Annotated in this window: 22 protein-coding genes; 15 read left to right on the top strand and 7 right to left on the bottom strand. The window is 66.4% G+C overall.

Features of this window, described 5'->3' with window-relative positions; genetic code table 11:
- The gene (locus tag WKW82_RS32350) at positions 1-6321 is read right to left on the bottom strand and encodes a HAMP domain-containing protein (protein ID WP_340346981.1); all 6321 of its coding nucleotides are present in this window, start codon (positions 6319-6321) and stop codon (positions 1-3) included.
- Positions 6322-6673: 352 nt separating this feature from the next.
- On the opposite strand from WKW82_RS32350, the gene WKW82_RS32345 reads away from it, so the two are divergent.
- From WKW82_RS32345 to WKW82_RS32320, 6 genes are read left to right on the top strand one after another with little or no spacing between them, the layout of a single operon-like run.
- A complete protein-coding gene (locus WKW82_RS32345; RefSeq protein ID WP_340346980.1) occupies positions 6674-7528 on the top strand; it encodes an STAS domain-containing protein in 855 nt (284 codons plus the stop codon).
- 12 nt (positions 7529-7540) lie between these two features.
- The gene (locus WKW82_RS32340; RefSeq protein ID WP_340346979.1) at positions 7541-7921 is read left to right on the top strand and encodes an STAS domain-containing protein; all 381 of its coding nucleotides are present in this window, start codon (positions 7541-7543) and stop codon (positions 7919-7921) included.
- Positions 7905-8309 carry an anti-sigma regulatory factor gene (locus WKW82_RS32335; protein ID WP_340346978.1) on the top strand — a complete coding sequence of 135 codons (405 nt, stop codon included), beginning with the start codon at positions 7905-7907 and terminating at the stop codon, positions 8307-8309. The genes WKW82_RS32340 and WKW82_RS32335 overlap by 17 nt, the downstream gene beginning before the upstream one ends.
- Positions 8300-9349 carry a SpoIIE family protein phosphatase gene (locus tag WKW82_RS32330; protein WP_340346977.1) on the top strand — a complete coding sequence of 350 codons (1050 nt, stop codon included), beginning with the start codon at positions 8300-8302 and terminating at the stop codon, positions 9347-9349. The genes WKW82_RS32335 and WKW82_RS32330 overlap by 10 nt, the downstream gene beginning before the upstream one ends.
- Complete coding sequence (locus WKW82_RS32325; protein WP_340346975.1) at positions 9346-10263, top strand: sensor histidine kinase; 918 nt, start codon at positions 9346-9348, stop codon at positions 10261-10263. Before WKW82_RS32330 ends, WKW82_RS32325 begins: the two co-directional genes overlap by 4 nt.
- Positions 10260-12260 (top strand): hybrid sensor histidine kinase/response regulator, encoded by a 2001-nt coding sequence (locus WKW82_RS32320; RefSeq protein ID WP_340346974.1) that lies wholly within the window; start codon positions 10260-10262, stop codon positions 12258-12260. The genes WKW82_RS32325 and WKW82_RS32320 overlap by 4 nt, the downstream gene beginning before the upstream one ends.
- A gap of 1 nt (position 12261) precedes the next feature.
- Here WKW82_RS32320 and WKW82_RS32315 read toward each other — a convergent pair whose 3' ends face one another.
- Together WKW82_RS32315 and WKW82_RS32310 are read right to left on the bottom strand one after the other, a co-directional pair.
- A complete protein-coding gene (locus WKW82_RS32315) occupies positions 12262-12537 on the bottom strand; it encodes a hypothetical protein (RefSeq protein ID WP_340346973.1) in 276 nt (91 codons plus the stop codon).
- Positions 12538-12930: 393 nt separating this feature from the next.
- Complete coding sequence (locus WKW82_RS32310; protein WP_340346971.1) at positions 12931-13128, bottom strand: hypothetical protein; 198 nt, start codon at positions 13126-13128, stop codon at positions 12931-12933.
- A 169-nt stretch (positions 13129-13297) separates the two neighbouring features.
- Between WKW82_RS32310 and WKW82_RS32305 the strand changes: the two genes are divergently transcribed.
- Complete coding sequence (locus tag WKW82_RS32305; protein WP_340346970.1) at positions 13298-13966, top strand: nitroreductase; 669 nt, start codon at positions 13298-13300, stop codon at positions 13964-13966.
- A gap of 109 nt (positions 13967-14075) precedes the next feature.
- On the opposite strand, the gene WKW82_RS32300 is transcribed toward WKW82_RS32305, so the two are convergent.
- Positions 14076-14903, bottom strand: coding sequence for a crotonase/enoyl-CoA hydratase family protein (locus WKW82_RS32300; RefSeq protein ID WP_340346969.1), 828 nt, complete (start codon positions 14901-14903; stop codon positions 14076-14078).
- A gap of 237 nt (positions 14904-15140) precedes the next feature.
- Here WKW82_RS32300 and WKW82_RS32295 point away from each other — a divergent pair, with 237 nt between their 5' ends.
- On the top strand, positions 15141-16988 hold the full coding sequence (locus WKW82_RS32295; protein WP_340346967.1) for a PhoX family protein: 1848 nt from the start codon (positions 15141-15143) through the stop codon (positions 16986-16988).
- Between the two features lie 14 nt (positions 16989-17002).
- Complete coding sequence (locus tag WKW82_RS32290) at positions 17003-17395, top strand: DUF488 domain-containing protein (protein ID WP_340346965.1); 393 nt, start codon at positions 17003-17005, stop codon at positions 17393-17395.
- Positions 17396-17680: 285 nt separating this feature from the next.
- Here WKW82_RS32290 and WKW82_RS32285 read toward each other — a convergent pair whose 3' ends face one another.
- On the bottom strand, positions 17681-18403 hold the full coding sequence (locus tag WKW82_RS32285; RefSeq protein WP_340346964.1) for a Crp/Fnr family transcriptional regulator: 723 nt from the start codon (positions 18401-18403) through the stop codon (positions 17681-17683).
- A gap of 121 nt (positions 18404-18524) precedes the next feature.
- Here WKW82_RS32285 and WKW82_RS32280 point away from each other — a divergent pair, with 121 nt between their 5' ends.
- The 6 genes from WKW82_RS32280 (at position 18525) to WKW82_RS32255 (ending at position 22977) form a co-directional block, all read left to right on the top strand.
- A complete protein-coding gene (locus WKW82_RS32280; protein ID WP_340346962.1) occupies positions 18525-19292 on the top strand; it encodes a class II aldolase/adducin family protein in 768 nt (255 codons plus the stop codon).
- Between the two features lie 105 nt (positions 19293-19397).
- Positions 19398-20210: a substrate-binding domain-containing protein gene (locus WKW82_RS32275; protein ID WP_340346961.1), complete on the top strand. Its 813-nt coding sequence runs from the start codon at positions 19398-19400 to the stop codon at positions 20208-20210.
- A gap of 101 nt (positions 20211-20311) precedes the next feature.
- Positions 20312-21055 carry a transporter substrate-binding domain-containing protein gene (locus tag WKW82_RS32270; RefSeq protein WP_340346960.1) on the top strand — a complete coding sequence of 248 codons (744 nt, stop codon included), beginning with the start codon at positions 20312-20314 and terminating at the stop codon, positions 21053-21055.
- Between the two features lie 297 nt (positions 21056-21352).
- Complete coding sequence (locus WKW82_RS32265) at positions 21353-21559, top strand: hypothetical protein (RefSeq protein ID WP_340346958.1); 207 nt, start codon at positions 21353-21355, stop codon at positions 21557-21559.
- A 37-nt stretch (positions 21560-21596) separates the two neighbouring features.
- Positions 21597-22307 carry a CoA transferase subunit A gene (locus WKW82_RS32260; protein WP_340346956.1) on the top strand — a complete coding sequence of 237 codons (711 nt, stop codon included), beginning with the start codon at positions 21597-21599 and terminating at the stop codon, positions 22305-22307.
- A gap of 1 nt (position 22308) precedes the next feature.
- Positions 22309-22977 (top strand): 3-oxoacid CoA-transferase subunit B, encoded by a 669-nt coding sequence (locus WKW82_RS32255; protein WP_340346955.1) that lies wholly within the window; start codon positions 22309-22311, stop codon positions 22975-22977.
- A 974-nt stretch (positions 22978-23951) separates the two neighbouring features.
- Here WKW82_RS32255 and WKW82_RS32250 read toward each other — a convergent pair.
- Both WKW82_RS32250 and WKW82_RS32245 read right to left on the bottom strand, forming a co-directional pair.
- Complete coding sequence (locus WKW82_RS32250) at positions 23952-24437, bottom strand: VOC family protein (RefSeq protein WP_340346954.1); 486 nt, start codon at positions 24435-24437, stop codon at positions 23952-23954.
- A partial coding sequence (locus tag WKW82_RS32245) for a biotin/lipoyl-containing protein (RefSeq protein WP_340346952.1) occupies positions 24434-25106 on the bottom strand: 673 nt, incomplete at its 5' end. The genes WKW82_RS32245 and WKW82_RS32250, both read right to left, overlap by 4 nt.

Below are 25106 nucleotides of genomic sequence, written 5' to 3'. Positions count from 1 at the left end.
CTACTTGCACAGCCAGCCTCGCAGCACGACCAGCAGGTGCGCCGTTTCAACCGGCTTCGACAGGTAGTCCCAGGCGCCGGCCTCGATGCATTTCTCGCGGTCGCCCTTCATCGCCTTGGCCGTCACCGCGATCAGCGGCAGGTGCTTGCCGCTCGGCAGCTTGCGCAGCTCGCGCATGGTCTGCATGCCGTCCATCTCCGGCATCATGATGTCCATCAGCACCACGTCGATGTCGGGGTCGTCCTGCACCAGCTGGATGGCGTCGCGCCCGTTCTCGGCCGAGACGACTTCCATGCCCTGCTCTTCCAGCACCGTCGCCAGCGCGAAGATGTTGCGCACGTCGTCGTCGACGATCAGGGCCTTCTTGCCCGACAGGATGCGCGAGGCATCGTTGGCGGCTTCCACCGCGATGCGCTCCTGCTGCGTCATCGAGGCCACGCCGCGGTGCAGCAGGAAGGCGGTGGCGTCGATCAGGCTTTCCAGCGTATCGGCCGTGCGCAAGGTGGAACCGTGCTGGCCATATTCCCATTGCGATGCCGAGCCGCCTTCGGATGCGCGATGCAGCAGCACCGGCAACTGGCGCGCCGCCGTGCGCGCATCGATGTATTCGGCCAGGTCATTGCGGCCGAAACCTCTCAGCAGGCCATCGGTCACGAGGCAATCGACATCGCCCCTGGCCAGTTCGTCCCGCAGGGCATCGGCCGCCTCGACCACCACCGGCCGCAGGTCGCCACTGCCCAGCGCCGCAAGGTACTTCTCACGCACCTCCGAAGGCTGCATCACGACGAGCAGCTTCTTCGCGCTCGACTGCACGAAGGCATGCAGATGCCGCAGCGCCACGTCCACCTCGTCGATCGATTGCAGCGGCTTGGCCAGGAAGCCGATGGCGCCGGAGTTGAGCGCGCGTTCGCGCGAGTCGTCGGTGGAGACCACACAGATCGGGATGTGGCGCGTGCCCAGGTCGGCCTTCAGGCGCTCCAGGATGCGCAGGCCCTGCATGTCCGGCAGGTGGATGTCGAGCGTGATGAGCGCGGGCCGGTAGTCGCGGATCAGGGCCAGCGAACCCGCGCCGGTCGGGCTCACCAGGCCCTTGAAGCCGCAGCGACGGGCCGCCTGCAGCAGCATCTTCGAGAACGGCAGGTCGTTCTCCACGATGAGCAGCACCAACTCGCCGGGCAGGATGCTCTCGCGGTCGTCGTCGGCGATGTTGATCGTGGAGAGGTCCTCGACAACATGCACGTCCGCGAGCTCGACCACTGACGTCGACAGCGACGGCTTCAGTGCACGTTGCAGCGACTCGTCCGCCAAGCTGCGCTGCGCCAGCGCGGGGTCGCTTGCCGCCGTCCGGCCCGGACGCAGGCTGCGCGACGGGCTGTAGCTTTGCGGCAGGTACAGCGTGAAGGTGCTGCCCTTGGTCGGCTCGCTGAACAGCCGGATCTCGCCGCCCAGCAGGCGCGCGAGTTCGCGGCTGATGGCCAGGCCCAGGCCCGTGCCACCGTACTTGCGCGAGGTCGAGCCGTCCGCTTGCTGGAAGGCCTCGAACACGATCTGCTGCTTGTCCGCCGAGATGCCGATGCCCGTGTCGGACACCGAGAAGGCGATCACGCTGCTGGCCCGGTTCAGCTCCTCGTTGTCGCGCGACCAGCCGTTGTCCGCGGTCGCGATGGACAACGCCACCGAGCCCTGGTGCGTGAACTTGAAGGCGTTCGACAGCAGGTTCTTGACGATCTGCTGCAGGCGCTTGACGTCGGTGACGATGGTCTCGGGCAGCATGCCCGTTGCGCGGATGTCGAAGCCGACGTGCTTGGCCTCGGCCACGTGTCGGAAACTGCGTTCCACCGAGCGTTGCAGGTCGTCGAGACGCAACTCGCTGACCTCCACCGCCACCGTGCCGGACTCGATCTTCGACAGGTCCAGGATGTCGTTGATGAGCATCAGCAGGTCGTTGCCCGACAGGTGAATGGTCTTGGCGAACTCGACCTGCTTGGTCGTGAGGTTGCCGCCGCTGTTCTTGTGCAACTGGTCCGAGAGGATCAACAAGCTGTTGAGCGGCGTGCGCAGCTCGTGCGACATATTGGCGAGGAACTCGGACTTGTACTTGGAGGTGAGCGCGAGTTGCTCGGCCTTTTCTTCCAGTGCCTGGCGGGCCTGCTCGACCTCCTGGTTCTTGCGCTCGACTTCCTGGTTCTGGTGGACGAGCAGGCGGGCCTTTTCCTGCAACTCCTCGTTGGTCTGCTGGAGTTCCTGCTGGCGGTTCTGCAGCTCTTCAGCCAGCGATTGCGACTGGGTCAACAAGTGCTCCGTCCGCATGTTGGCCGAGATGGTGTTGATCACGATGCCGATCGATTCGGTCAGCTGATCGAGGAAGGCCTGGTGCGAGGGGTTGAAGCGCTCCAGCGAGGCCAGCTCCATCACGCCGCGCACTTCGCCCTCGAAGATGATGGGCAGCACGATCACGTCCATCGCCGCGCTTTCGCTGAGGCCCGTGGCGACGCGGAAGGCGGTGCTCGGCACGTTGGTCAGCAGGATCTTGGCCTTGTCGACGGCGCATTGGCCGACGAGGCCCTGACCGAGTTCCAGTTCCTTGCCGTGCGCGTTCTGCCCGCCGGAGGCGTAGCTCGCGACCAGCTTGAGCTTTGTCGTGTTGCCGGTGCTGCCAAGCACATAGAACTCGGCCTGCTGCGCGCCGACCACAGGCGCCAGTTCGGACAGGATCAACTGACCCACTGTCAGCAAATCCTTCTGGCCCTGCAACATGCGGCTGAACTTGGCCAGGTTGGTCTTGAGCCAGTCCTGCTCGGTGTTCTTCTGCGTCGTGTCCTTGAGGTTGCGGATCATCTCGTTGATGGTGTCCTTCAACGCGGCCACCTCGCCTTGCGCCTTCACCGTGATCGAGCGCGTCAAGTCGCCCTGCGTCACGGCGGTGGCCACTTCGGCGATGGCGCGGACCTGGGTCGTGAGGTTGGCGGCGAGTTGGTTCACGTTCTCGGTGAGGCCCTTCCATGTGCCGGCCGCGCCGGGTACCTTGGCCTGGCCGCCGAGCTTGCCTTCCACGCCCACCTCGCGCGCTACGGTGGTCACCTGGTCGGCGAAGGTGGCGAGCGTGTCGGTCATGCTGTTGATGGTTTCCGCAAGGGCGGCGATCTCGCCCTTGGCTTCCACGGTGAGCTTCTGCTTGAGGTCACCGGTGGCCACGGCGGTCACCACCTTGGCGATGCCGCGCACCTGGCCCGTGAGGTTGCCGGCCATGAAGTTCACGTTCTCGGTCAGGTCCTTCCAGGTGCCCGAGACGTCGCGCACCTGCGCCTGTCCGCCGAGCCTCCCTTCCGTACCCACCTCGCGGGCCACGCGCGTCACCTCGGCGGCGAAGGAGGAGAGCTGGTCCACCATCGTGTTGATCGTGGCCTTGAGTTCCAGGATCTCGCCCTTCACGTCCACGGTGATCTGCTTGGAGAGGTCGCCTGCGGCCACGGCCTTCGTCACGTCGGCGATGTTGCGCACCTGCGAGGTGAGGTTCGACGCCATCAGGTTCACCGAGTCGGTCAGGTCCTTCCACGTGCCGGCCACCCCCTGCACATCGGCCTGGCCGCCCAGGATGCCTTCGGTGCCCACTTCGAGGGCCACGCGCGTCACTTCGGCGGCGAAGGATCGGAGCTGGTCCACCATCGTGTTGACGGTGTTCTTCAACTCGGAGATCTCGCCCTTCACGTCCACCGTGATCTTCTTGGACAAGTCACCCGCAGCCACGGCCGTCGTCACTTCCGCGATGTTCCGCACCTGCGAGGTGAGATTGCCGGCCATGAAGTTCACCGACTCGGTCAAGTCCTTCCATGTGCCGGCCACGCCCTGCACATCGGCCTGCCCGCCCAGGATGCCCTCGGTGCCCACTTCACGGGCCACGCGCGTCACTTCCGCGGCGAAGGACCGCAACTGGTCCACCATCGTGTTCACCGTCGCCTTCAGTTCCAGGATTTCGCCCTTCACGTCGACGGTCACCTTCTTGGACAGGTCACCTGCGGCCACGGCCTTCGTCACGTCGGCGATGTTGCGCACTTGCGAGGTGAGGTTCGATGCCATCGAGTTCACCGACTCGGTCAAGTCCTTCCATGTGCCGGCCACGCCCTGCACGTCGGCCTGGCCACCCAGCTTGCCTTCGCTGCCCACCTCGCGCGCCACGCGCGTCACTTCGGCTGCAAAGGAGGAGAGCTGATCGACCATCGTGTTGATCGTGTTCTTCAGCTCGGAGATTTCGCCTTTCACCTCCACGGTGATCTTTTTCGTCAAGTCGCCCGCGGCCACGGCCGTCGTCACTTCCGCGATGTTGCGCACCTGCGAAGTCAGGTTGCCGGCCATGAAGTTCACCGACTCGGTCAAGTCCTTCCACGTACCGGCCACGCCCTGCACGTCGGCCTGCCCGCCCAGCCGCCCTTCCGTGCCCACCTCGCGCGCCACCCGCGTCACTTCGGCCGCAAAGGAACGCAACTGGTCCACCATCGTGTTGATCGTGGCCTTGAGTTCCAGGATTTCGCCCTTCACCGCCACGGTGATCTTCTTGGACAAGTCGCCCGCCGCCACGGCCTTGGTCACGTCCGCGATGTTGCGCACCTGACTCGTCAAATTGCCGGCCATCGAGTTCACGGAATCGGTCAAGTCCTTCCACGTCCCGGACACGCCCTCCACTTCCGCCTGCCCGCCAAGTCGCCCTTCCGTGCCTACCTCCCGCGCCACCCGCGTCACTTCTGCGGCAAAGGACGAGAGCTGGTCCACCATCGTGTTGACCGTCGCCTTCAGCTCCAGGATTTCGCCCTTCACATCCACCGTGATCTTCTTGGACAGGTCGCCCGCCGCCACGGCCTTCGTCACGTCCGCGATGTTGCGCACCTGGGACGTGAGGTTCGACGCCATCGAGTTCACCGAGTCGGTCAGGTCCTTCCACGTGCCGGCCACGCCTTGCACATCGGCCTGCCCGCCCAGCTTGCCTTCGCTGCCCACTTCGCGCGCCACCCGCGTCACTTCCGCCGCGAAGGACCGCAGCTGGTCCACCATCGTGTTGATCGTGTTCTTGAGTTCGGAGATCTCGCCCTTCACGTCCACCGTGATCTTCTTGGAGAGGTCGCCAGCGGCCACGGCGGTCGTCACTTCTGCAATGTTGCGCACCTGCGAAGTGAGGTTGCCGGCCATGAAGTTCACCGACTCGGTCAGGTCCTTCCAGGTACCGGCCACGCCCTGCACGTCCGCCTGCCCGCCGAGCTTGCCTTCCGTACCCACCTCGCGCGCCACCCGCGTCACTTCGGCCGCGAAAGAACGCAACTGGTCCACCATCGTGTTCACGGTGTTCTTCAATTCCAGGATCTCGCCCTTCACGTCCACCGTGATCTTCTTGGACAAGTCCCCCGCCGCCACCGCCTTCGTCACGTCCGCGATGTTGCGCACCTGACTCGTCAGATTGCCGGCCATCGAGTTCACCGAGTCGGTCAAGTCCTTCCAGGTCCCCGACACGCCTTCCACCCGCGCCTGCCCGCCCAGCGACCCTTCCGTGCCCACCTCGCGCGCCACCCGCGTCACCTCCGACGCGAAGGACCGCAGCTGGTCCACCATCGTGTTGATCGTGTTCTTCAACGTGAGGAACTCGCCCTTCACGTCTACGTCGATCTTCTTGGAGAGGTCGCCTTTCGCAACGGCAGTCGTCACGTCCGCGATGTTGCGGACCTGGTCCGTCAGGTTGCCGGCCATGGAATTCACCGAGTCGGTCAGGTCTTTCCACGTCCCGGCCACGCCCTTCACCTTGGCCTGCCCGCCCAGCTTGCCCTCGGTGCCCACCTCGCGCGCCACGCGCGTGACTTCAGCGGAGAAGTCGCCAAGCTGTTCCACCATCTTGTTGATCGTCTTGGCCGTGCGCAGGAACTCGCCTTCGAGTTCGCGGCCTTCGACTTCCAGCGCCATGCTCTTGGACAGGTCGCCTTGCGCCACCGCGCCGATGACACGCGCCACCTCGGTGGTCGGATGCACCAGGTCGTCGATCAGCGCATTCACGCATTCGATCGAATCACCCCAGAAGCCACGGGTCTCGGTCAGCATGGCGCGCTGCTTGAGCTTGCCTTCCTTGCCCACCACCTTGCGCAGGCGCACCAGTTCGGCGGCGAGCGAGGCGTTCTGGTGGACCACGTCGTTGAACACCTCCGCGATGCGACCGTTGATGCCGGTCCAGTGCATCGGCAGCCGCACCTTCGCGTCCCCGATGCGCAACCTCGCCAGCGCGTCCAGCAACAGCTCGTATTCCTCCTGCGGCGCGGCCAATTGGAGCGTGTCGGGTGCATTCATGTTCGATCTTCCAGTCGATGGAGCAATGCAAACAAATTCAGCACACGCCTCGCCCCGGCGGGATGTTGCACGCGGTCACATCCTGCGCATGTAGGAGAAATTCGCCCCTTCGCGTGGCGTGCAGGCGCGCGTCGCCTTGGCGGCAGGGCGCGTCGTCCCGAACGCCCCGAAATGTCGCGGCGCAGGCACGCATTTGTGGGACAACACGCCGCTGCCAGGGCGGACAACTGCCCCTCGCAGGTCGCTTCAGGCGCTTGGCATAGGCGTTCAGTTGACTATCTGTCACACTTTAAAAGCATCGCCCGAGGAGGGTGACTGTTTGCGCACTCCAACAACTTCACAGAAGAACCCGATGACTCCAGACAACGCCGCGATCGATGCGCTCCTCAACGATTTGCACGGGGACATCACCCGCCAATGGCTGGCCGACGTGGCCGCCTCGTCGCCGATGGGTGCCAACGCGGCCGACGCCGCCGGCGAGGCGCAAAGCCTGATGGACGGACTGCGCTCGGGGCTCCGGGCCGACGCCGATCCGGCCCGCCTGGACCACGCCGGCTGGAATTCGCTGCGCGCGGCGCTGGAGGCACTGTCCCGGTCCCGCGCCGCGCAGGGCGCCAACGCGGGCGACACCAGCCACTTCGTGCTCGCGCTGAAGAAGCCCTTGTTCAGCGCGTTGCAGGAGCGCCTGGCCAAGGACCCGAAGCAGTTGTTCGACACGATCTGGACCGTCTCCAGCCTGATCGACCACATGGCGCAGTGGACGGCCACGACCTACCAGGCCACGCGTGAAAACATCATCCGGCGCCAGCAGGAAGAACTGCTCGAACTGTCCACGCCCGTCGTCAAGCTGTGGGAAGGCGTGCTGGCCGTGCCCATGATCGGCACGCTGGACAGCAACCGCACGCAGCTCGTCATGGAGTCCCTGCTGCAACGCATCGTCGAGACCGGCTCCGAGATCGCCATCATCGACATCACCGGCGTGCCGACCGTCGACACCCTCGTCGCGCAACACCTGCTGAAGACCGTGACGGCGATCCGCCTCATGGGCGCCGACTGCATCATCAGCGGCATCCGGCCGCAGATCGCGCAGACCATCGTCCACCTGGGCATCGACCTGCAGGGCATCGTCACCAAGGCATCGCTGGCGGACGCCCTGCTGCTTGCGCTGAAAAAGCTCGGCTACGTCGCAACCCGTACCAAGGCCTGAGAGAAACACGCCATGGAACGCATTCCCATTCTGAAGATGGGCAAGTGCCTGCTCGTCACCATCCAGGTCGACCTGCAGGACCAGGTGGCCCTGCAATTGCAGGACGACTTGTCCGCCACCATCGAATCCACCGGCGCCACCGGCGTGCTCATCGACATTTCCGCGCTGGAGATCGTCGACTCCTTCATCGGCCGCATGCTGGCCAGCATCTCGGGCATCGCCAGCGTGCTGGACGCGACCACGGTGGTGGTCGGCATGCAGCCCGCCGTGGCCATCACGCTGGTCGAACTCGGCCTGTCGCTCGACGGCGTCCGCACCGCGCTGAACGTGGAACGCGGCATGGCCATGCTGCGCCTGCGCGACGGGGAAGGCGACCATGACCTCGTCGACTGAGGGCGCGATGCCTTTGCGGACGGAGCATGACATCGTCATGAGCCGGCAGACCGTGCGCAAGCTGACGCAGGAGTTGAAGTTCTCGCTGGTCGACCAGACCAAGATGATCACCGCGGCCAGCGAACTCTCGCGCAACACGGTGGTGTACGGCGGCGGCGGCGAGATGCGCTGGAGCATCGTCGCCAACAGCGGCCGCGCCGGCCTGCGCCTCGCCTTCGAGGACAAGGGCCCCGGCATTCCCGACGTGGACCTGGCCCTGACCGACGGCTGGACTTCGGGCAAGGGCCTGGGCGTCGGCCTCTCGGGCAGCCGCAGGCTGGTCAATGAATTCGACCTGCGCACCGTGCCCGGCGAAGGCACCTGCGTGACCATCACCCGATGGAAATGAAAGCCATGGGGCCGCACCTGGCCATTCCGGTCATCGAGCCGACCCAGGTGGGCGAGGCACGTCGCGCCGCGGCCCGGCTGACGCTTGAAATGGGCTTCGACGAACTGTCCGCCGGTCGCGCCGCGCTGGTGGTGACCGAGCTCGGCACCAACCTCGCGAGGCATGCCAAAGACGGCATGCTGCTGCTCGGCTGCACCGCCAACGATGCGGGCGGGACGCTCGAGATCCTGTCGCTGGACCACGGCCCGGGCATCACCGACCTGCGGCAATCCCTGGCCGACGGCCACTCGACCGGAGGCAGCCCCGGCACCGGGCTGGGCGCGGTGCGCAGGCTGGCGAACGACTTCCACATCTTCTCGTTGCCCGGCAACGGCACGGCCATCGTCGCGCGCATCCATGCGAAGCCCGCGACCGCAGGCGCCTTCACCCATGGTCAAGGCCAGGGCCAGACCTTCAGCGTGGGCGGCATCTGCATCCCGGCACCGGGCGAGACGGTCTGCGGCGACAGCTGGGCCGTTCGCATGAATGGCAGCAAGGCGCGGGTCATGGTGGCCGACGGGCTCGGCCACGGTCCGCAGGCGGCCGAGGCCTCGCAGGCCGCCACGCAAGTCTTCGCCACCGCCAACGGCGCGCCGCATGCCGTGCTGGAACGCGCACACGCGCTGATGCGATCGACCCGCGGCGCCGCGGTCGCCATCGCCGAACTGGATGCAACGGCCAACTCGCTGCTGTTCGCCGGCGCCGGCAACATCGCCGGGCGCCTCCTCTCCGGCGTGGACGACCGCACGCTGATGTCGCAGCACGGCACGCTGGGCGTGCAGGTCCGCAAGCTCGCCGACGCCAGCTATCCGTGGCCCGACCATGCAATGGTCGTGCTGCACTCCGACGGCATCACCTCGCGCTGGAACATCGACGGCGCACGCGGCATCCTCCAGCAAGACCCCACGCTGATCGCCGGCTGGCTGCTGCGCAGCGGCCTGCGCGGCCGCGACGACGCGACCGTGGTGGTGATCAAGCGGGCACGGGAGCAAGGCGCATGAGTGCCGACCTGAGCGCGGCCCCGAGTGCTGTGCCGACCGGGGACCTTGCCGCCCTCACGGCTGTCACGGCCGATCAGGCGCAGCAGATCGAGGCCCTGCAAGCCGAGCTCGACGAAACCAACCGCGGCGTGCTCGCGCTCTATGCGGAACTCGACACGCAGGCCCAGCAACTGCGCCAGGCGACGGAGCTCAAGAGCCGCTTCCTCGCGTACATGAGCCATGAATTCCGCACGCCGCTGTCCACCTTCCGCAGCCTCGCGCGCCTGTTGCTCGACGAGATCGACGGGCCGCTGACACCGGAGCAGCGCCGGCAGGTGGAGTTCATCCGCACCACCGCCACCGAGTTCTCCGACATGGTCGACGACCTGCTCGACCTGGCCAAGGTCGAGGCCGGCCGCATCGACATCTCGCCCGAATGGTTCGACATGCTCGACCTGTTCTCCGCACTGCGCGGCATGTTCAAGCCGGTGCTCACCAACCCGGACGTCATGCTGATCTTCGAGGAGCCGCAGCAGTCCATCAGGCTCTTCACCGATGACAAGAAGCTGTCGCAGATCCTGCGCAACTTCATCTCCAACGCGCTCAAGTTCACCGCCGCGGGCGAGGTTCGCGTATCGGCCGCGGTGGAGCCGGACGACACCGTGACCTTCTCGGTCGCCGACAGCGGCATCGGCATTGCGCCGGAGTTCCTCTCGTCGATCTTCCACGACTACGCGCAACTCGACTCGCCCATCCAGAAGCGGCTGCGTGGCACCGGCCTCGGCCTGTCGCTGAGCAAGCGTCTTGCCGAACTGCTCGGCGGCCACGTCGGCGTGCGCAGCGAGCTTGGAAAGGGCTCCACGTTTTTCATCACACTGCCCGTGCGACTGCCCGATGCGAGGAAGCCTTCACCGGGCAACGGAAACCCGTCATGAGCGAAGACACACCCGAATTCCGGCCGATCGACCGGTCTCTGCACGAACTGCTGATCGTCGATGACGACCCGGCCAGCCGCTATGCGACGGCGCGAACCCTGCGCGCTGCCGGCTTCCGGACACGCGAGGCCGCCACCGGCGCCGAAGGCCTGCGCATGGCCGACGACAACATCTCGGCCATGGTGCTGGATGTGCACCTGCCCGACATCGACGGCTTCGAGCTGTGCCGCCGCCTGCGCTCCCGGCCGCAGACCCACCGCCTGCCCGTGCTGCACCTGACCGCCGCCTACGTCACCGACGAGGACAAGGTGCGCGGCCTGGACTCCGGCGCCGACGCCTACCTCACCCGCCCGGTGGAACCGGCGGTGCTGGTCGCGACCGTGCAGGCGCTGGTGCGCGCACGCGTCGCGGAAGAAGCGATGCGCCGCAGCGAGACCAAGTTCCGCGCCATCTATTCCCACACGCTCACCGGCATCGGCCTGCTCGACGAGGAAGGCCGCTTGATCGACGCCAACGCCGCCTTGCTGACGCTGCTGGGCCGCACCGCGGACGAGGTCAACGGCCATGCGCTGAAGGAGTTCGTCCCGCCCGAACTGGCCCCGATGGTCGACGAGTACATGCGCGGCACCATCGACACCCCGCAGCGCCGCGAGTTCCCCGCGATGCGGCCCGACGGCAGCCTGGTGCACCTGGAATGGAGCGTGTCCCCGCACATCGAGCGCAAGGTCAACATGGCGGTCGCCATCGACATCTCCGAACGCGTGATGCTGGAGGAGCAGCGCAAGCAGTTGCTCGACCGCGAACGCGCCGCGCGCGGCGAGGCCGAGCAGATCAGCCGCATGAAGGACGACCTCATCGCAGTGCTTTCACACGAGCTGCGCGCGCCGCTCAACGTCATCATGGGATGGGCCCACCTGCTGCAGAAGCGCGGCGCCAGCGAGGAGATCCTGCGCGGCCTGCGCGCCATCGAAAGCAACGGGCGCATCCAGGCCAAGCTGATCACCGACCTGCTCGACATGTCGCGGTTGAACCTGGGCAAGCTGCCGCTGATCTTCGAATCGGTCGACCCGTCGGAAGTGGTGGAAAACGTGATCGAGGCGATGCGCCCGGCCATCGACGAAAGCGCGCATGTGCTCAAGCTCGAACTCGCCCCGCCCTTCCGGCCGATCTTCGCGGACCGCGCGCGGCTGCAGCAGATCCTCTGGAACCTGATCAGCAATGCCATCAAGTTCTCCCCGCGCGGCGGCGGCATCACGGTCGGCCTGACCGAGTCCGAGGAAGGCGTGACGCTGGTCGTCTCGGACCAGGGACAGGGCATCGAGCCCCGCTTCCTGCCGATGGTGTTCGACCGCTTTGCCCAGGGCGACGCCTCCAGCAACCGGCAGCGCGGCGGCCTGGGCCTCGGCCTGGCCATCGTCAAGCAACTGGTCGAGGCGCACGGCGGCAGCGTCAGCGTGGAAAGCGCCGGCGTCGACCAGGGCACGACCTTCCGCGTGTGGCTGCCGGTGTCAGCCACCGCCCCGCCCGGCGTGGCCGGGAGCGAGGATGCGTCGCCCGATGCACAGCCCGCCGAGATGGCCTCGCTGCACGGCGTCAACCTGCTGATCGTCGACGACGATGCCGAGTCCAATGCCATGCTGCAGATGATCCTGTCGGACCGCGGCGGTCAGGTGGCGACCGCGCACAGTTGCGACGCGGCGCTGGAATTGCTCGAGATGATGACGCCCGACGTGCTGGTCAGCGACATCGGCATGCCCGGCAAGGACGGCTACACGCTGATCCGTGAGATCCGGAAGCGCGAAGAAGCCAGCGGCCACCATATGCAGGCCATCGCCCTGACCGCCTTCGCGCGCGACCGGGACCAGCACCAGGCGCTGGAGGCCGGCTTCGACGCCCACTGCGCCAAGCCGCTGCAGCCGCTCAAGCTGCTGTGGCAGATCCAGCGGGTGCTGGGCCGGCTGCCGCAGAACTCGGTGCCGGGCGCGCTGACGCCCTGATCTACACCCTGATCTGTTCAGCGAGTTCAAAGTCCTCGCTGGACAGGAACACCGGCTTGTGCGGCTCGGCGCGGTAACGTTTCAGCGCCGTGCTCTCGATCGTGGGCGCGTGGCTCACGAAGGCATCGACCAGCGAGTCGCCGCCCCCGGTCGCGCCGAAGTGATGGCGCAGCGGGTCTTCGCCGATCTCCGCGATGATGCGCGGCCCATCGCCGCCCTCGGGATAGATCGCGAACTTCACCGCCGCCGTGTCGAAACAGTAGATCGCGTCGCTCATCGCATGTCTCCGAAACTTGAAGGTGCGAGGACGTTAGTGTCCGCCAACGTCAGACTCAAATGCGGGAAGCCAACTCTTGATGTGGGCGTATTCCTACGCAAACAAACGCAAGTGTTTGCAATGAAGGCTGTCTAATTCGCGCTCACGTCAAAGTCTGCCCGGCATGCGGTACGCGATGGGCGCCGCCTCTGTGCCGCCGAGGAGCGCAGCGTTTCGCGGATAGGGCCACGTGCTGTTTGAGCGAAGCGAGTTCACGTGGACCCCGCGAAACGCGCGCACCAGAGGGAGCCCCGAAGGGGCCGGCGCAGTGAAGGCGACCAGCGCGCCTGGAATACCGGGCGACCTCGGCAGAGCCAATGAATGGAGGCCCGAAATCGCCGTCCGCACCCTTCTTCAGCGGACAGGAAACTTGCTCGCCATGACCCGCCCGATCGGCGTGATCTCGTACACCGCGGCAGAGACCTGCGTCTGGCCCGACACGGCGCGCACGGGTGCATCGATCTCGCCCTTCACCAGCCCTGCGAGCATCAGCACGCGCAATTTGTCGATCTCCTCGCCCGTGGACAGGTGGATCGGGAGCTGGGCCCGCATGAGGCGCTGTAGCAATCGGAAAGACATCCTCCAAGTCTGCGGCAGGGTCGGTCAACCTACGACGCATGCTGGTACTGCCGTGGTGACATGGTGCACACCCTGGGCAATTATTTGAGGGCGTTGCAGCGCCGGACCCTGCCCGCCGACATCGGCCAGAATCAGCCGCACCATGCATGTCCACGAAGCCGTCACCTCGCGCCGCTCCATCCGGTCCTTCCTCCCCGATCCCGTACCGCCAGAAACCATCCGCAAGGTGCTCTCGCTGGCCGCGCGCGCGCCCTCGGGCGGCAACCTGCAGCCCTGGCACATCGACGTGATGGCCGGCGAGCCGCTCGCCGCGCTCAAGGCCGAGATGCAACGGAACCTGCGCGAACGCGTGCAGGAAGCACCGGCCTACGACGTCTATCCCCCGGCACTGGGCTCCCCCTGGCGCGACCGTCGCTTCCAGGTCGGCGAGGCGATGTACGCGCGCCTGGGCATCCCGCGTGACGACAAGGCCGCGCGCCTGCGCTGGTTTGCCAACAACTTCGCATTCTTCGGCGCGCCGATGGCGCTGTTCTGCTCCATCGACCGCCGCATGGGCCCGCCACAGTGGTCGGACTGCGGCATGTTCCTGCAGACGGTCATGCTGCTGCTGCGCGAGGAAGGGCTGGACAGCTGCGCGCAGGAATGCTGGGCGATCTACCCCGAGACCATCGGCCGCACGCTGCAACTGCCGCCCGAGCGCATGCTGTTCACCGGCATGTCGATCGGCTGGGCCGACAACGCGCACCCGGTCAACGAGCTGGTCACCGACCGGGCGCCCGACCACGAGGTCGTGCGCTACATCGGCGTATAGCTTTCATATGACATCGCAATCAAGCGCAGAAAAAGGCGGAGCGCCGCAGACAGTGCTGTAGCACGGCAAGGCGATCCAACGCGGTTCTGCGTTTGATTGCGAAGTCGTATCAGGCCGGGTCGGCGAAGCGGGGCGCCCGCTTCTCCATGTTCGCCCTGACCGCCTCCGCCTGGTTGGCGCTGCCGATCAGTGCCTTCTGTTCCACCGATTCCGCCAGCAGCAAGGCTGCATCGTCCAGCTGCATCGACGCATTCAGCAAGCGCTTGCCCGCGCGAATCGCATGCGGACTCTTCGCCGCGATCTCGTGGGCCATCTGCAGCGCCTCGGCCAGCGGGTCGGCCGCGAGGCGCGTGGCAAAGCCGATGCGCAAGGCTTCTTCGCCGGAGAAGATCCGGCCGGTGTAGGTCAGCTCACGCACCACGTCCGCGCGCGCCAGTTCGCGCATCAGCACCAGGCCGGCCATGTCGGGCACCAGGCCCCACTTGATCTCCATGACCGACATCTTCGTGTCCGGCGCGACGATGCGCACGTCCGCCCCCAGCGCCACCTGCAGGCCGCCGCCGAAGGCCACGCCGTGCACCGCCGCGATCACCGGCACCGGCACCTGGCGCCACACCCAGGCCACCTGCTGCGCCGCATTGGCGATCCCATGGGTGCGCGTCACCAGGTCGGCGCCGGCCGCACCCTCGCCCAGCACCTGGCCCCCCTCGGCCTTCTGCATGCGCTCGAAGGACTGCATGTCGAGCCCGGCACAGAAAGCCTTGCCGCGGCCGGCGATGACCACGGCGCGCACGGCGGGGTCATGCCGCAGCGCCTCGCCCGCCTCGATCAGCGCGTCGAACATAGCCGGGTCCAGCGCGTTCATCTTGTCGCTGCGCACCAGTTGCAGTTCGACCACGCCATCCGCGTGGCGCGTCCATTCGATACGATCGTTCATCATCGGAGTCTCCTTTTCCCGAGTATCCGGCGTGGCACCTTCGGCGGCGATGATGGCGCGTCGCAGGGGCGACGCTCCTATGCTGCAGGGGCGACGCTCCCATGCTGGAAGGGCGACGCTCCGATGCTGCAGGGGCGGCGCTCCCATGCTTCAAGAGCGACGCTCTTATCCTGCACGGCGACGCCTTCATGCTGCACCGGACGTTTGCGTGCTGCCACTCTTGCCTGACCGCTCAACATGACCCTCGACCGTCGACACCTTTTCAAGACCGGCGCCGCAGCCGCAGTGGTGGCCCTGCTGGGCGAAGGCTGCACCAGCGCCTTGCCCGCGCAAGGCACCACGCTGGGCTTCACCGGCGTACCCGCCTCGCTGACCGATGCCGTGACCGTGCCGTCCGAATACCAGCACCAGGTGCTCTACCCGTGGGGCTCACCGACAGGCATCGCAGGGGCCATGCCGCCGTTTGCACCCGATGCATCGAACAGCGCCGCCGACCAGGCCGTGCAGGCAGGCATGCACCATGACGGCATGCACTTCTTCGCGATGGGCCCGGACCGCGGCCTCCTCGTGATGAACCACGAGTACACCGACGATCAACTGCTGCACACCGACGGCACCAACCCATGGACCGCCGACAAGGTGCGCAAGTCCCTGCACGCGATGGGCGTCTCGGTCATCGAGGTCGAGCGCAAGCCCGAAGGCTGGCGCCAGGTGCTGCCGTCCCGGTATGCACGCCGCATCCACGGCAACACGCCCATGCGCATCGCCGGCCCGGCCGCAGGCACACCCCGCATGCGCACCGCCGCCAACCCGGCCGGCGACCAGGTCTTCGGTACCTTCGCCAACTGCGCGATGGGTGTCACGCCCTGGGGCACCTACCTCACCTGCGAGGAAAACTTCCAGGCCTATTTCGGCGGCCCGAAGGAGGCGGCCGTGCGTGCCACCGAGGCGCAACGGCGCTACGGCACCGTGCCGGGGTCGTCCTGGGCCGAGTACTGGCGCTTGGAGGAGCGCTTCGACCTGACGAAGCATCCCAATGAGCCGCATCGCTTCGGCTGGGTCGTCGAGATCGATCCCTTCGACCCCGAGTCGACACCCGTCAAGCGCACCGCGCTCGGCCGCAAGCACCAGGAAAGCGCCACCTGCACGCTCACGAAGGACGGCCGCGTCGCCATCTACATGGGCGACGACTCCGACTTCGAATACATCTACAAGTTCGTGAGCCGCGACAAGGTGACGCCCGGCACCGATGCCGCAGCGCGCGCCGCGAACCGCGAGGTGCTCGACCAAGGCACGCTCTACGTCGCCCGCTTCGACACCGGCGGCCGTGGCGACTGGCTGGAACTGGTGCACGGCCGCAACGCACTTGAAGCCGCGAACGGCTTTGCCAACCCCGCCGACGTGGTGGTGCATGCGCGCATGGCCGGCGACCTGGTTGGCGCCACCAGGATGGACCGTCCCGAATGGATCGCCGTGCACCCGCAAACCGGCGAGGTCTACGTGACCCTCACCGGCAACACCGACCGCGGCAAGCCGGGCAAGCCCGCGGTCGACCCGGCCAACCCGCGCGCCAACAACCGCTACGGCGGCATCCTGCGCTGGCGCGAGGACGGCGGCGATGCGGCCAGCACCACCTTTGCCTGGGACCATTTCGTGCTGGCCGGCGACCCCAGGCAGCCGGACGCCGGCGCGCGCTACCCCCAGCCGGACGACGACGTGTTCGGCAATCCCGACGGCCTGCACATTGACAGCGGCGGCCTGCTCTGGATCCAGACCGACATGGCCGGCCCGCGCATGGGCAAGGGCGCCTATGCCGCGCTCGGCAACAACACCATGCTCTGCGCCGACCCGGCCAGCGGTCGCATCAAGCGCTTCCTCACCGGCCCCAGCGGCTGCGAGATCACCGGCTGCGTCCTGACCCCCGACCGACGCACCCTGTTCGTCAACATCCAGCACCCCGGGGAAATCCGCGTGGACGGCATGCCGAACAGCGCCTGGCCCGATGGCAAACTCCCCGGCAGCGCCCGCCCGCGCTCCGCCACGGTGGTGGTCCAGCGGCGCGATGGCGGCATCGTCGGCACCTGAAAAAAGAGACCATCATGAGCATCCGCATCGTCCGCCTCGGCACCGAACGCGCACCCGGCGAGGGACTGCGCATCGGCACCGTCCGCCGTCCGCCGCGCGGCGTGCCCAAGGCCGAGTTCGCCAGCCAGAACTGGTACGACGTCTGGTATCCCAACCTCGCACCCTCCGCTGAAACGATGAAGCTCGGGCAGGAGGCGCAAACGACAGCGCAGTGGGCCGCCTTCACGCGCGCCTACAAGCGCGAGATGGCCGAAGCCGACGCCAGCCGCAGCCTTGACCTGCTCGCGGCGCTGTCGCACCAGAGCGCCATGGCCGTCGGCTGCTATTGCGAGGACGAATCCCGCTGCCATCGCTCGCTGCTGCGCGGCTTGCTGCAAGAGCGCGGCGCGGACATCGCGACCGGTTGATCGATGAGAAGCCATAGCAGGCTGTTGAAATACGTTTCGGGGTCGCGTTTGCGAGAGAAATGGCCTGATGGTAGGCGCGAGGCGAAGCGTCGTACCGCGTGTACGACCAAGCCTCGCAAGGCCCCAGCAGGCCCTTTATCTCGCAAACCCTTCGGGGCGGTGCCTTTACGGGCGATCTGCGGCGTTGCAGCGCTTGCACGGGCAGAAGCCCGTGCGGCGCACTGCGCCTTGCATCTCATCCCGCAAAGACACCGCCGCGACCCCGAAACGTATTTCAACAGCCTGCTACCCATTCTTCCCGCGATGTTCCAGCGCATCGAAGGACAGGATGTCGATCTTTCCGTACCCCAACGCGATCAGCCCCTCCCGCGCCAGGGCGTTGAGCTCGCCCGAAAGCGTCTGCCGCGTCACCCCGAGCATCATCGCCAGCGCCTCCTGCGACAGCGCCACGCGGTCCCGCGCCTCCAGCGATTGCGTCGCATCGCCCCGCGCCAGTGTGCAGAGCCGCCGTGCCACGCGGGCACGCAGGTCGCGCAGCGTGGCGTCTTCCATCAGCGCGTAGAGAAAGCGCACCCGCGCCGCCAGCAACGCCGCCATGGCATTGGCGAACGCCACGTCGCGCATCAGTTCAGCGAAAGCCTCGGGCGGCACCACCAGCATGTCGAGCGCGGTCAGCGCCGTCGCATCGTGTGTGCGCGGCGACCCATCGATCAATGAAATCTCGCCAAACCAGTTGCCGGGCTCGATGACCGAGAGGATGGCTTCGCGCCCGTCGTGCCGCAGCGTCGACGCCTTCACCATCCCCCGCACCAGCCCGTACAGGCCGGTGCCCGCGAGGGTGACCGGATCGCCCTGCCGGAACAGCATCGCCCCGCGCCGCCAGTGCGTCAGTTCGGCCGCGCCAAGCAAGGCCTCCCGCTGCGCCACCGGAATGCCGGCGAACCAGGGATTGGCGCCCATCGTGTCGCGGTGCGCAGCCGACAGGTGCAGCTTGGAACGGGAAGACATCAGCGGCGGCGTGTGGATGAACCAAGGGTTTACGCGGATATTGCATTGTCCATTTTCGGACAGTTTGCACGGCGCCCGAAGCCTACAGTCTCCGCACCCCACGCCACAGGAGACCCATCCCATGAACGCCAACACCCAGACCGAAATTCAGAAACTCGTATCCGCCGAGGAATGGCAACTGCGCGTCGACCTCGCCGCCTGCTATCGCCTCGTCGCAATGTACGGCTGGAGCGACCTGGTCTTCACGCACATCAGCGCGCGCATTCCCGGCCCCGAGCATCACTTCCTCATCAACCCCTATGGCCTGATGTTCGACGAGATCACCGCGTCGAGCCTGGTCAAGGTCGACCAGGACTGCAACAAGCTCATCGACACGCCGCACCCGGTCAACCCGGCCGGCTTCGTGATCCACAGCGCCATCCACGCCGTGCGCGAAGACGTGCAATGCGTGCTGCACACCCACACGCGCGCCGGCGTCGGCGTCAGCGCCCAGAAGGACGGCATCCTGCCGATCAGCCAGCAATCCACCTTCGTGCTGAGTTCGCTGGCCTACCACGGCTATGAAGGCGTGGCCATTCGCGACGACGAGAAAGCGCGACTGCAGGCCGACTTGGGCAGCGCCAACTACCTCATGCTGCGCAACCACGGCCTGCTGACTTGCGGCAAGACCGTGGCCGATGCCTTCCTGGCGATGTACGTCTTCGAGTCCACCTGCCAGATCCAGCTCGCGGCGCAATCCGGCGGCGCCGCGCTGACGCAGGTCGACCCGCGCATCGTCGAGGGCGTGGGCCACGCAATGAAGGTGCAGACCGACGGCCTGGGCGGCAATTTCGTCTGGCCCTCGCTGATCCGCAAGCTCGATCGCGTCGACCCCAGCTACAAGAACTGAGCCACCACGCGGGGTTCCACCAACCCGCGTTTACCCTGAGCGCTTTGTCGGTGGATTGACAGCTTGGGCTTCTAGCATTTGTCTCCAACTCAAGGAGACAAGCGCATGGGCCCCAGCATCTTCCAACTCTCTCGCCGCGCGGCACTTCTCGCCGCGGCGCTCGCCCTCGCCGGCTGCGCCGGCTTGGGCACCGGCCAGCCAAGCACCGGCAAGACGATCAACGTCATGACCTCGGGCGGTTTCACCGCGGCCTACAACGAACTCACGCCGGCCTTCGAGAAATCCACCGGCTACAAGGTGCAGACGGCCTACGGCGCGTCGATGGGCGCGGCGAGCGACTCCATCCCCAGCCGACTCGCGCGCGGCGAACCCGCCGACATCGTCATCCTCGCGCGCCCCGCCCTCGATGCATTGGTCACGCAAGGCAAGGTGATCCCCGGCAGCCAGGTCGACCTGGTGCGCTCGTCCATTGGACTCGCAGTGCGCAAGGGCACGCCCAAGCCCGATATCAGCACCGTCGACGCGCTCAAGCGCACGCTGATCGCGGCGCCGTCGATCGCCTATTCGGCCAGCGCCAGCGGCACCTACTACGAGACCGAGATGCTCAAGGACCTCGGCATCGAGGACCAGGTCAAGCCCAAGAGCAAGCGCATCCTGAGCGAGCGCGTCGGCACGGTCGTGGCGCGCGGCGATGCGGCGCTGGGACTGCAGCAGGTCAGCGAACTGCTGCCAATCGAGGGCATCGACTTCATCGGCGTGCTGCCAGCGGCGGTGCAACGCGTAACCATCTTCTCGGCCGGCGTCTCGACCAGCAGCAAGGACCCGGCGGCGGCGCGCCAGCTGATCCAGTACTTCAACAGCCCCAGCGCTGCGCCGACCATCCGCAAGACCGGGCTGGAGCCCATCGTCGCCCCCTGAAAACGCACGACGCGGGCTGCCACGCGCCGCCTTAAACTCGCCGGCTCCTTCCCCTCTGGAGCCCGCGAGAAGCAGCCCGCCGCTGCCCTTGCACTTTCCCGATGACCTTCATCACCGACCCTTCCCTCGCACGCGCCTTCGCACCCACCGGCGTGTTGCGCGCTTCCATCAACCTCGGCAATCCGATCCTCGCCAACCGCGACAAGGCAAGCGGCGAGCCCGTCGGCGTATCGATCGACCTGGCCCGCGCGTTGGGTGAGCGCCTTGGACTGGCAGTCGAACTGGTGGTGTTCGAGAAGGCCGCGCAGTCGGTCGATGCCGTACGCAACGCGAAGGCGGACATCGGCTTCTTCGCCATCGACCCGGCGCGCAGCGAGGGACTGAGCTTCACCGCGCCCTATGTGCTGATCGAGGGCTGCTACCTGGTCAAGGCGGATGCCGCGCTGAGCGACAACACGGAGGTCGATCGCGCCGGGCTGCGCGTCGGCGTCGGCACGGGCAGCGCCTACGACCTGTTCCTGACACGCGAACTTCAGCACGCAACCATCGAGCGCAGCACGCATGTGCCGGACGTGCTGACGGCATTGCTGGAAGGGCGGATCGATGTCGCGGCCGGCATCCGCACCATGCTGGACGGATGGGCGGTGCAGCATGGCGGCCTGCGCCTGCTGCCGGGTCGTTTCATGGTCATCCAGCAGGCCATGGGCGTGCCCGCCGACCGCGGTCCGGGCGCCGCATCGGCGCTTGCGGCATTCGTCGAGGAGATGAAGGCCAGCGGCTTCGTGGCGGCATCCCTGAAGCGCCACGGCATCGTGGGCGGATCGGTCGCACCGGCTGCGGGCTGAGTGTCCCGTCGGGCGGCGATCTCCGACCGCCCCTGATCGACTTCGCGATGGTCGAGTCGCCTTTGCGTGGAAGGCATACCGTCGCGTCTCATACGGCTTTGCGTTGGATCGCAGGCGAAGTCGTATCGACACCAGTGCCTGCACGCGCAGGACGGCGATGCGCCTCATGTGCAGTGGCATGAAATGCGAAATGCATGTCGCAACTCGCAAAGCGCCACATCCTTGCAGTGCCTAAAGTTGCATCAGCGATTGCGCTTCTGAAGCCCCCTTCACCACTTCCACGCACTGCGAGACAACATGAACTCCCTCGACGCCTCGATCTTTCCGGCAAACCAGCCAACGTCCATCACCAGCGCCCCCTACGGCCCCGAATGGGAGCCGGAAGGTTTCCCGAACCGGGACATCACGGTCACGAGCGAGGCCTACGTCGTGGGCTTGCTGGGACTGTTCTCCGCGGCGCACCGTGATTTGTGCCGCACGGCCCTGGCCGCGAATCGGCGCTGAGCGCCGGATCGCCAACGACCACTTATCAGAGACATTCATGGCAAACAAGATTTTTACTACCGCCGACGCGGCGCTCAAGGGCATCGTGGCCGATGGCCAGACTCTCGCCGTCGGCGGCTTCGGCGTCTGCGGCATTCCCGAGGCGCTGATCGACGCGCTGCATGACTCGGGCGTCAAGGATCTCACCTGTATCTCCAACAACGCGGGCGTCGATGGCTTCGGCCTCGGCAAGCTGCTGGAGACGCGCCAGATCAAGAAGATGGTCGCGAGTTACGTCGGCGAGAACAAGGAGTTCGAGCGCCAGTACCTGGCCGGCGAGTTGGAACTGGAATTCACGCCGCAGGGCACGCTGGCCGAAAAGCTGCGTGCGGGCGGCGCGGGCATCCCGGCCTTCTTCACCAAGACCGGCGTCGGCACGCAAGTCGCCGAAGGCAAGGAACTGCGCGAGTTCGACGGCGAAACCTACGTCATGGAACGCTCGCTGGTGCCCGACGTGGCGCTGGTCAAGGCCGACGTGGCCGACAAGTCCGGCAACCTGCGCTTCCGCCTGACGGCACGCAACTTCAACCCGGCCGCGGCGATGGCCGGCAAGGTCTGCATCGTCGAGGTCGAGAAGATCGTCGAGGTTGGCGAGATCGCACCGGACGATATCCATCTGCCAGGCGTCTATGTGCACCGCATCGTGCTCAACGCCACGCCCGAGAAGCGCATCGAGAAGCGCACCGTGAGCAACACCAAAGGAAACTGACATGCCCTGGACCCAAGACCAAATGGCCGCACGTGCGGCGCAAGAACTCGAAGACGGCTTCTACGTCAACCTCGGCATCGGCATTCCCACGCTGGTGGCGAACTTCGTCGGCGACAAGGAAGTCTGGCTGCAGAGCGAGAACGGCATGCTGGGCATCGGCCCCTTTCCGACCGAGGACCAGGTCGACGCCGACCTCATCAACGCCGGCAAGCAGACCGTGACCACGCTGCCTGGCAGCGCGATCTTCGGCAGCCACGACAGCTTCGCGATGATCCGCGGCGGCAAGATCAACCTGTCGATCCTCGGCGCGATGCAGGTCAGCGCGAAGGGTGATCTGGCCAACTGGATGATTCCCGGCAAGATGGTCAAGGGCATGGGCGGCGCGATGGACCTGGTGGCCGGCGTCAAGCGCGTGATCATCCTGATGGAGCACGTCGCGCGGAAGAAGGACGGCACCACCGACCTGAAGATCCTCGAGGCCTGCACCTTGCCGTTGACCGGCGTGGGCGTGGTCAATCGCATCATCACTGACCTGGCTGTGATGGACGTGACGCCTGAAGGCCTGAAGGTCACGGAGCTTGCGCCCGGCGTGAGTTTCGACGAACTGCAGGGCAAGACGGGCTGCAAGCTGATCCCGATCCAACGATGCGCTGAACTGGAAGGTCGCTGACCGCGATCTTTTTCGGCCCGACGGGAGTGTCGAGGCCATCGCCTACCCCGGTCTGTTGCAACGCCACGAGCGCTGGCGCAATTTGCGCGGCATGGCAGCGGTTGAGTTGAGCGTGCTCATGAGATTGCGTGCCTGCCGTCCTGGCAGATCGGATCCACTGCGAAGGCCGCCCGGCATGCCAAGCACGCTGGTCGCCTTCACTGTGCCGGCCCCTTCGGGGCTCCCCTGCGGTGCTCGCCATTCGCGGGGTCTCGCAGAACTCGCTCCGCTGGCGCTCCACTCAAACAGCTGCGAGCCCTGATCCGCAAATGACTGCGCTCCTCGGCGGCACAGAGGCGGCGACCATCGCGCTTGGCATACCGGGCTCGGGGTTTGTTCGGCGGACTTGTTCTCTTTCAGACGTAGAAATGCGACCAGTCAGCGGCTTGCGCCGGACTCAGAGCGGAGGTCCTCGTCCTCGTCCTCGTCATCGTCATCGTCACGAGCATGCGAAAGCGAAAACGCCCGGCCCACTGGAACACTTGAACGAGCAACGCGATCAACAGCATTCGCGATTGCTGTTGGTCAGAAGTGGACCCGAGTTCGGGGGTGAGGCGAAGGGGAAATCGACCACCGCATACGCCCTGAGCCCGGTATGCGGTGCGCGCCGGGCGCCGCCTCTGTGCCGCCGAAGCGCGCAGCGTTTGGCGGCTCGCGTAGCGGGGATCCGCTCACTTCGCGCAGCGAAGTTATGCGGGTACCAACAGGGCCACATGCTGTTTGAGCGAAGCGAGTTCATGTGGACCCCGCCGAACGCGCGCACTGCAGGGAAGCCCCGAAGGGGCCGGCACAGTGAAGGCGCCCGGCGCGCACCGCATGCCGGGCGGACTTCGAAGTGACAACGCTGTCTCGCAGAGCACCGCGGATGAAATCGCGCGTTTCGCGCGATGCAGGCATTGCAGCTGGCCGCACACTCTGCGGATGACCCTGCGAAATTACCGGGCCAGCGCGTCGAATGCCGCGACCACTTCGGGAGGCGCCTGGACCAGTTCGATCAACACACCCTCGCCCGCGATCGGGAATTCGTCATTCGCCTTCGGATGCAGGAAGCAGATGTCGAAGCCCGCCGCGCCCTTGCGGATGCCACCGGGGGCAAAGCGCACGCCCTTGGCGCTCAGCCATTCGACCGCCACGGGCAGGTCGTCGATCCACAGCCCGATGTGATTGAGCGGCGTGGTGTGCACCGCCGGTTTCTTGTCAGGGTCCAGCGGCTGCATCAGGTCGACTTCGACCTTGAACGGGCCGCTGCCGATCGCGCAGATGTCCTCGTCGACGTTCTCGCGTTTGCTGCGAAAGGTGCCGGTGACTTCCAGGCCGAGCATCTCGACCCAGAGCTTCTGCAACTTGACCTTGTCCGGCCCGCCAATGGCGATCTGCTGGATGCCCAGCACCTTGAATGGACGCAGGGTTGTCGTTGTCATGCGAACTCCATGATCACCTGGTCCACCGCCAGAGACTCGCCCTTGCCGGCAGAGATCGTGCCGACCACGCCGTCCTGCGAGGCGAACAGCACGTTCTCCATCTTCATCGCTTCGATCACCGCGAGCTTCTCGCCCGCCTGCACCTGCTGGCCGGGCTTCACGGCCACTTCGACCAAGAGCCCGGGCATCGGCGACATCAGGTACTTGCTCAGGTCCGGCGGCGCCTTGTAGGGCATGAGCTTCTGCAGCCGTGCACCGAGCGGCGACAGCACCATGGCCTCGATCTGCGTGCCGTTGTGCGACACGCGCAGTGCCAGCGGATTCTTGCCGGCACCACGCTCGACCTGGGCCGTGAACGGCTTGTCATTGACAACACCTTCGACACGCACGCTCCCCAGTTGCGCGGAGCTGCAGATCCTGAAAGTGGACGTTCCGACCTGCACGGCGCTGGAGCCGGTCTTGAAGTCGGTGACTGAAACCGGCGTATGGACATGCCGGCCTTCGGCGTCGAGCGTGACCACGACGAACTTCTCGCCGACCTTGACGCCATGGCCATCAAGCTGGCCGCTGATGCCCGAGGCACGGGCGCGGTAGCGGCGGTTCATGAAGGCCGCCAGCGCGACCAGGAAGTTCGGGTCGTCGTGCGGCACGTCTTCCGCATGGAAGCCC

This window comes from Variovorax rhizosphaerae (genome assembly GCF_037889975.1).
GTDB lineage: Bacteria > Pseudomonadota > Gammaproteobacteria > Burkholderiales > Burkholderiaceae_C > Variovorax > Variovorax rhizosphaerae.
This window is presented reverse-complemented; position numbering and strand designations above follow the sequence as displayed.

Bases quoted from the DNA above. Each gene is read 5' to 3' on its own strand.
- WKW82_RS32305 (WP_340346970.1), top strand. From the start codon at position 13,298: ATGCATGTCCACGAAGCCGTCACCTCGCGCCGCTCCATCCGGTCCTTC.
- WKW82_RS32265 (WP_340346958.1), top strand. From the start codon at position 21,353: ATGAACTCCCTCGACGCCTCGATCTTTCCGGCAAACCAGCCAACGTCC.
- WKW82_RS32295 (WP_340346967.1), top strand. From the start codon at position 15,141: ATGACCCTCGACCGTCGACACCTTTTCAAGACCGGCGCCGCAGCCGCA.
- WKW82_RS32350 (WP_340346981.1), bottom strand. From the start codon at position 6,321: ATGAATGCACCCGACACGCTCCAATTGGCCGCGCCGCAGGAGGAATAC.
- WKW82_RS32340 (WP_340346979.1), top strand. From the start codon at position 7,541: ATGGAACGCATTCCCATTCTGAAGATGGGCAAGTGCCTGCTCGTCACC.
- WKW82_RS32250 (WP_340346954.1), bottom strand. From the start codon at position 24,437: ATGACAACGACAACCCTGCGTCCATTCAAGGTGCTGGGCATCCAGCAG.
- WKW82_RS32280 (WP_340346962.1), top strand. From the start codon at position 18,525: ATGAACGCCAACACCCAGACCGAAATTCAGAAACTCGTATCCGCCGAG.
- WKW82_RS32310 (WP_340346971.1), bottom strand. From the start codon at position 13,128: ATGCGGGCCCAGCTCCCGATCCACCTGTCCACGGGCGAGGAGATCGAC.
- WKW82_RS32285 (WP_340346964.1), bottom strand. From the start codon at position 18,403: ATGTCTTCCCGTTCCAAGCTGCACCTGTCGGCTGCGCACCGCGACACG.
- WKW82_RS32335 (WP_340346978.1), top strand. From the start codon at position 7,905: ATGACCTCGTCGACTGAGGGCGCGATGCCTTTGCGGACGGAGCATGAC.
- WKW82_RS32315 (WP_340346973.1), bottom strand. From the start codon at position 12,537: ATGAGCGACGCGATCTACTGTTTCGACACGGCGGCGGTGAAGTTCGCG.
- WKW82_RS32255 (WP_340346955.1), top strand. From the start codon at position 22,309: ATGCCCTGGACCCAAGACCAAATGGCCGCACGTGCGGCGCAAGAACTC.
- WKW82_RS32345 (WP_340346980.1), top strand. From the start codon at position 6,674: ATGACTCCAGACAACGCCGCGATCGATGCGCTCCTCAACGATTTGCAC.
- WKW82_RS32320 (WP_340346974.1), top strand. From the start codon at position 10,260: ATGAGCGAAGACACACCCGAATTCCGGCCGATCGACCGGTCTCTGCAC.
- WKW82_RS32290 (WP_340346965.1), top strand. From the start codon at position 17,003: ATGAGCATCCGCATCGTCCGCCTCGGCACCGAACGCGCACCCGGCGAG.
- WKW82_RS32260 (WP_340346956.1), top strand. From the start codon at position 21,597: ATGGCAAACAAGATTTTTACTACCGCCGACGCGGCGCTCAAGGGCATC.
- WKW82_RS32325 (WP_340346975.1), top strand. From the start codon at position 9,346: ATGAGTGCCGACCTGAGCGCGGCCCCGAGTGCTGTGCCGACCGGGGAC.
- WKW82_RS32330 (WP_340346977.1), top strand. From the start codon at position 8,300: ATGGAAATGAAAGCCATGGGGCCGCACCTGGCCATTCCGGTCATCGAG.
- WKW82_RS32275 (WP_340346961.1), top strand. From the start codon at position 19,398: ATGGGCCCCAGCATCTTCCAACTCTCTCGCCGCGCGGCACTTCTCGCC.
- WKW82_RS32300 (WP_340346969.1), bottom strand. From the start codon at position 14,903: ATGAACGATCGTATCGAATGGACGCGCCACGCGGATGGCGTGGTCGAA.
- WKW82_RS32270 (WP_340346960.1), top strand. From the start codon at position 20,312: ATGACCTTCATCACCGACCCTTCCCTCGCACGCGCCTTCGCACCCACC.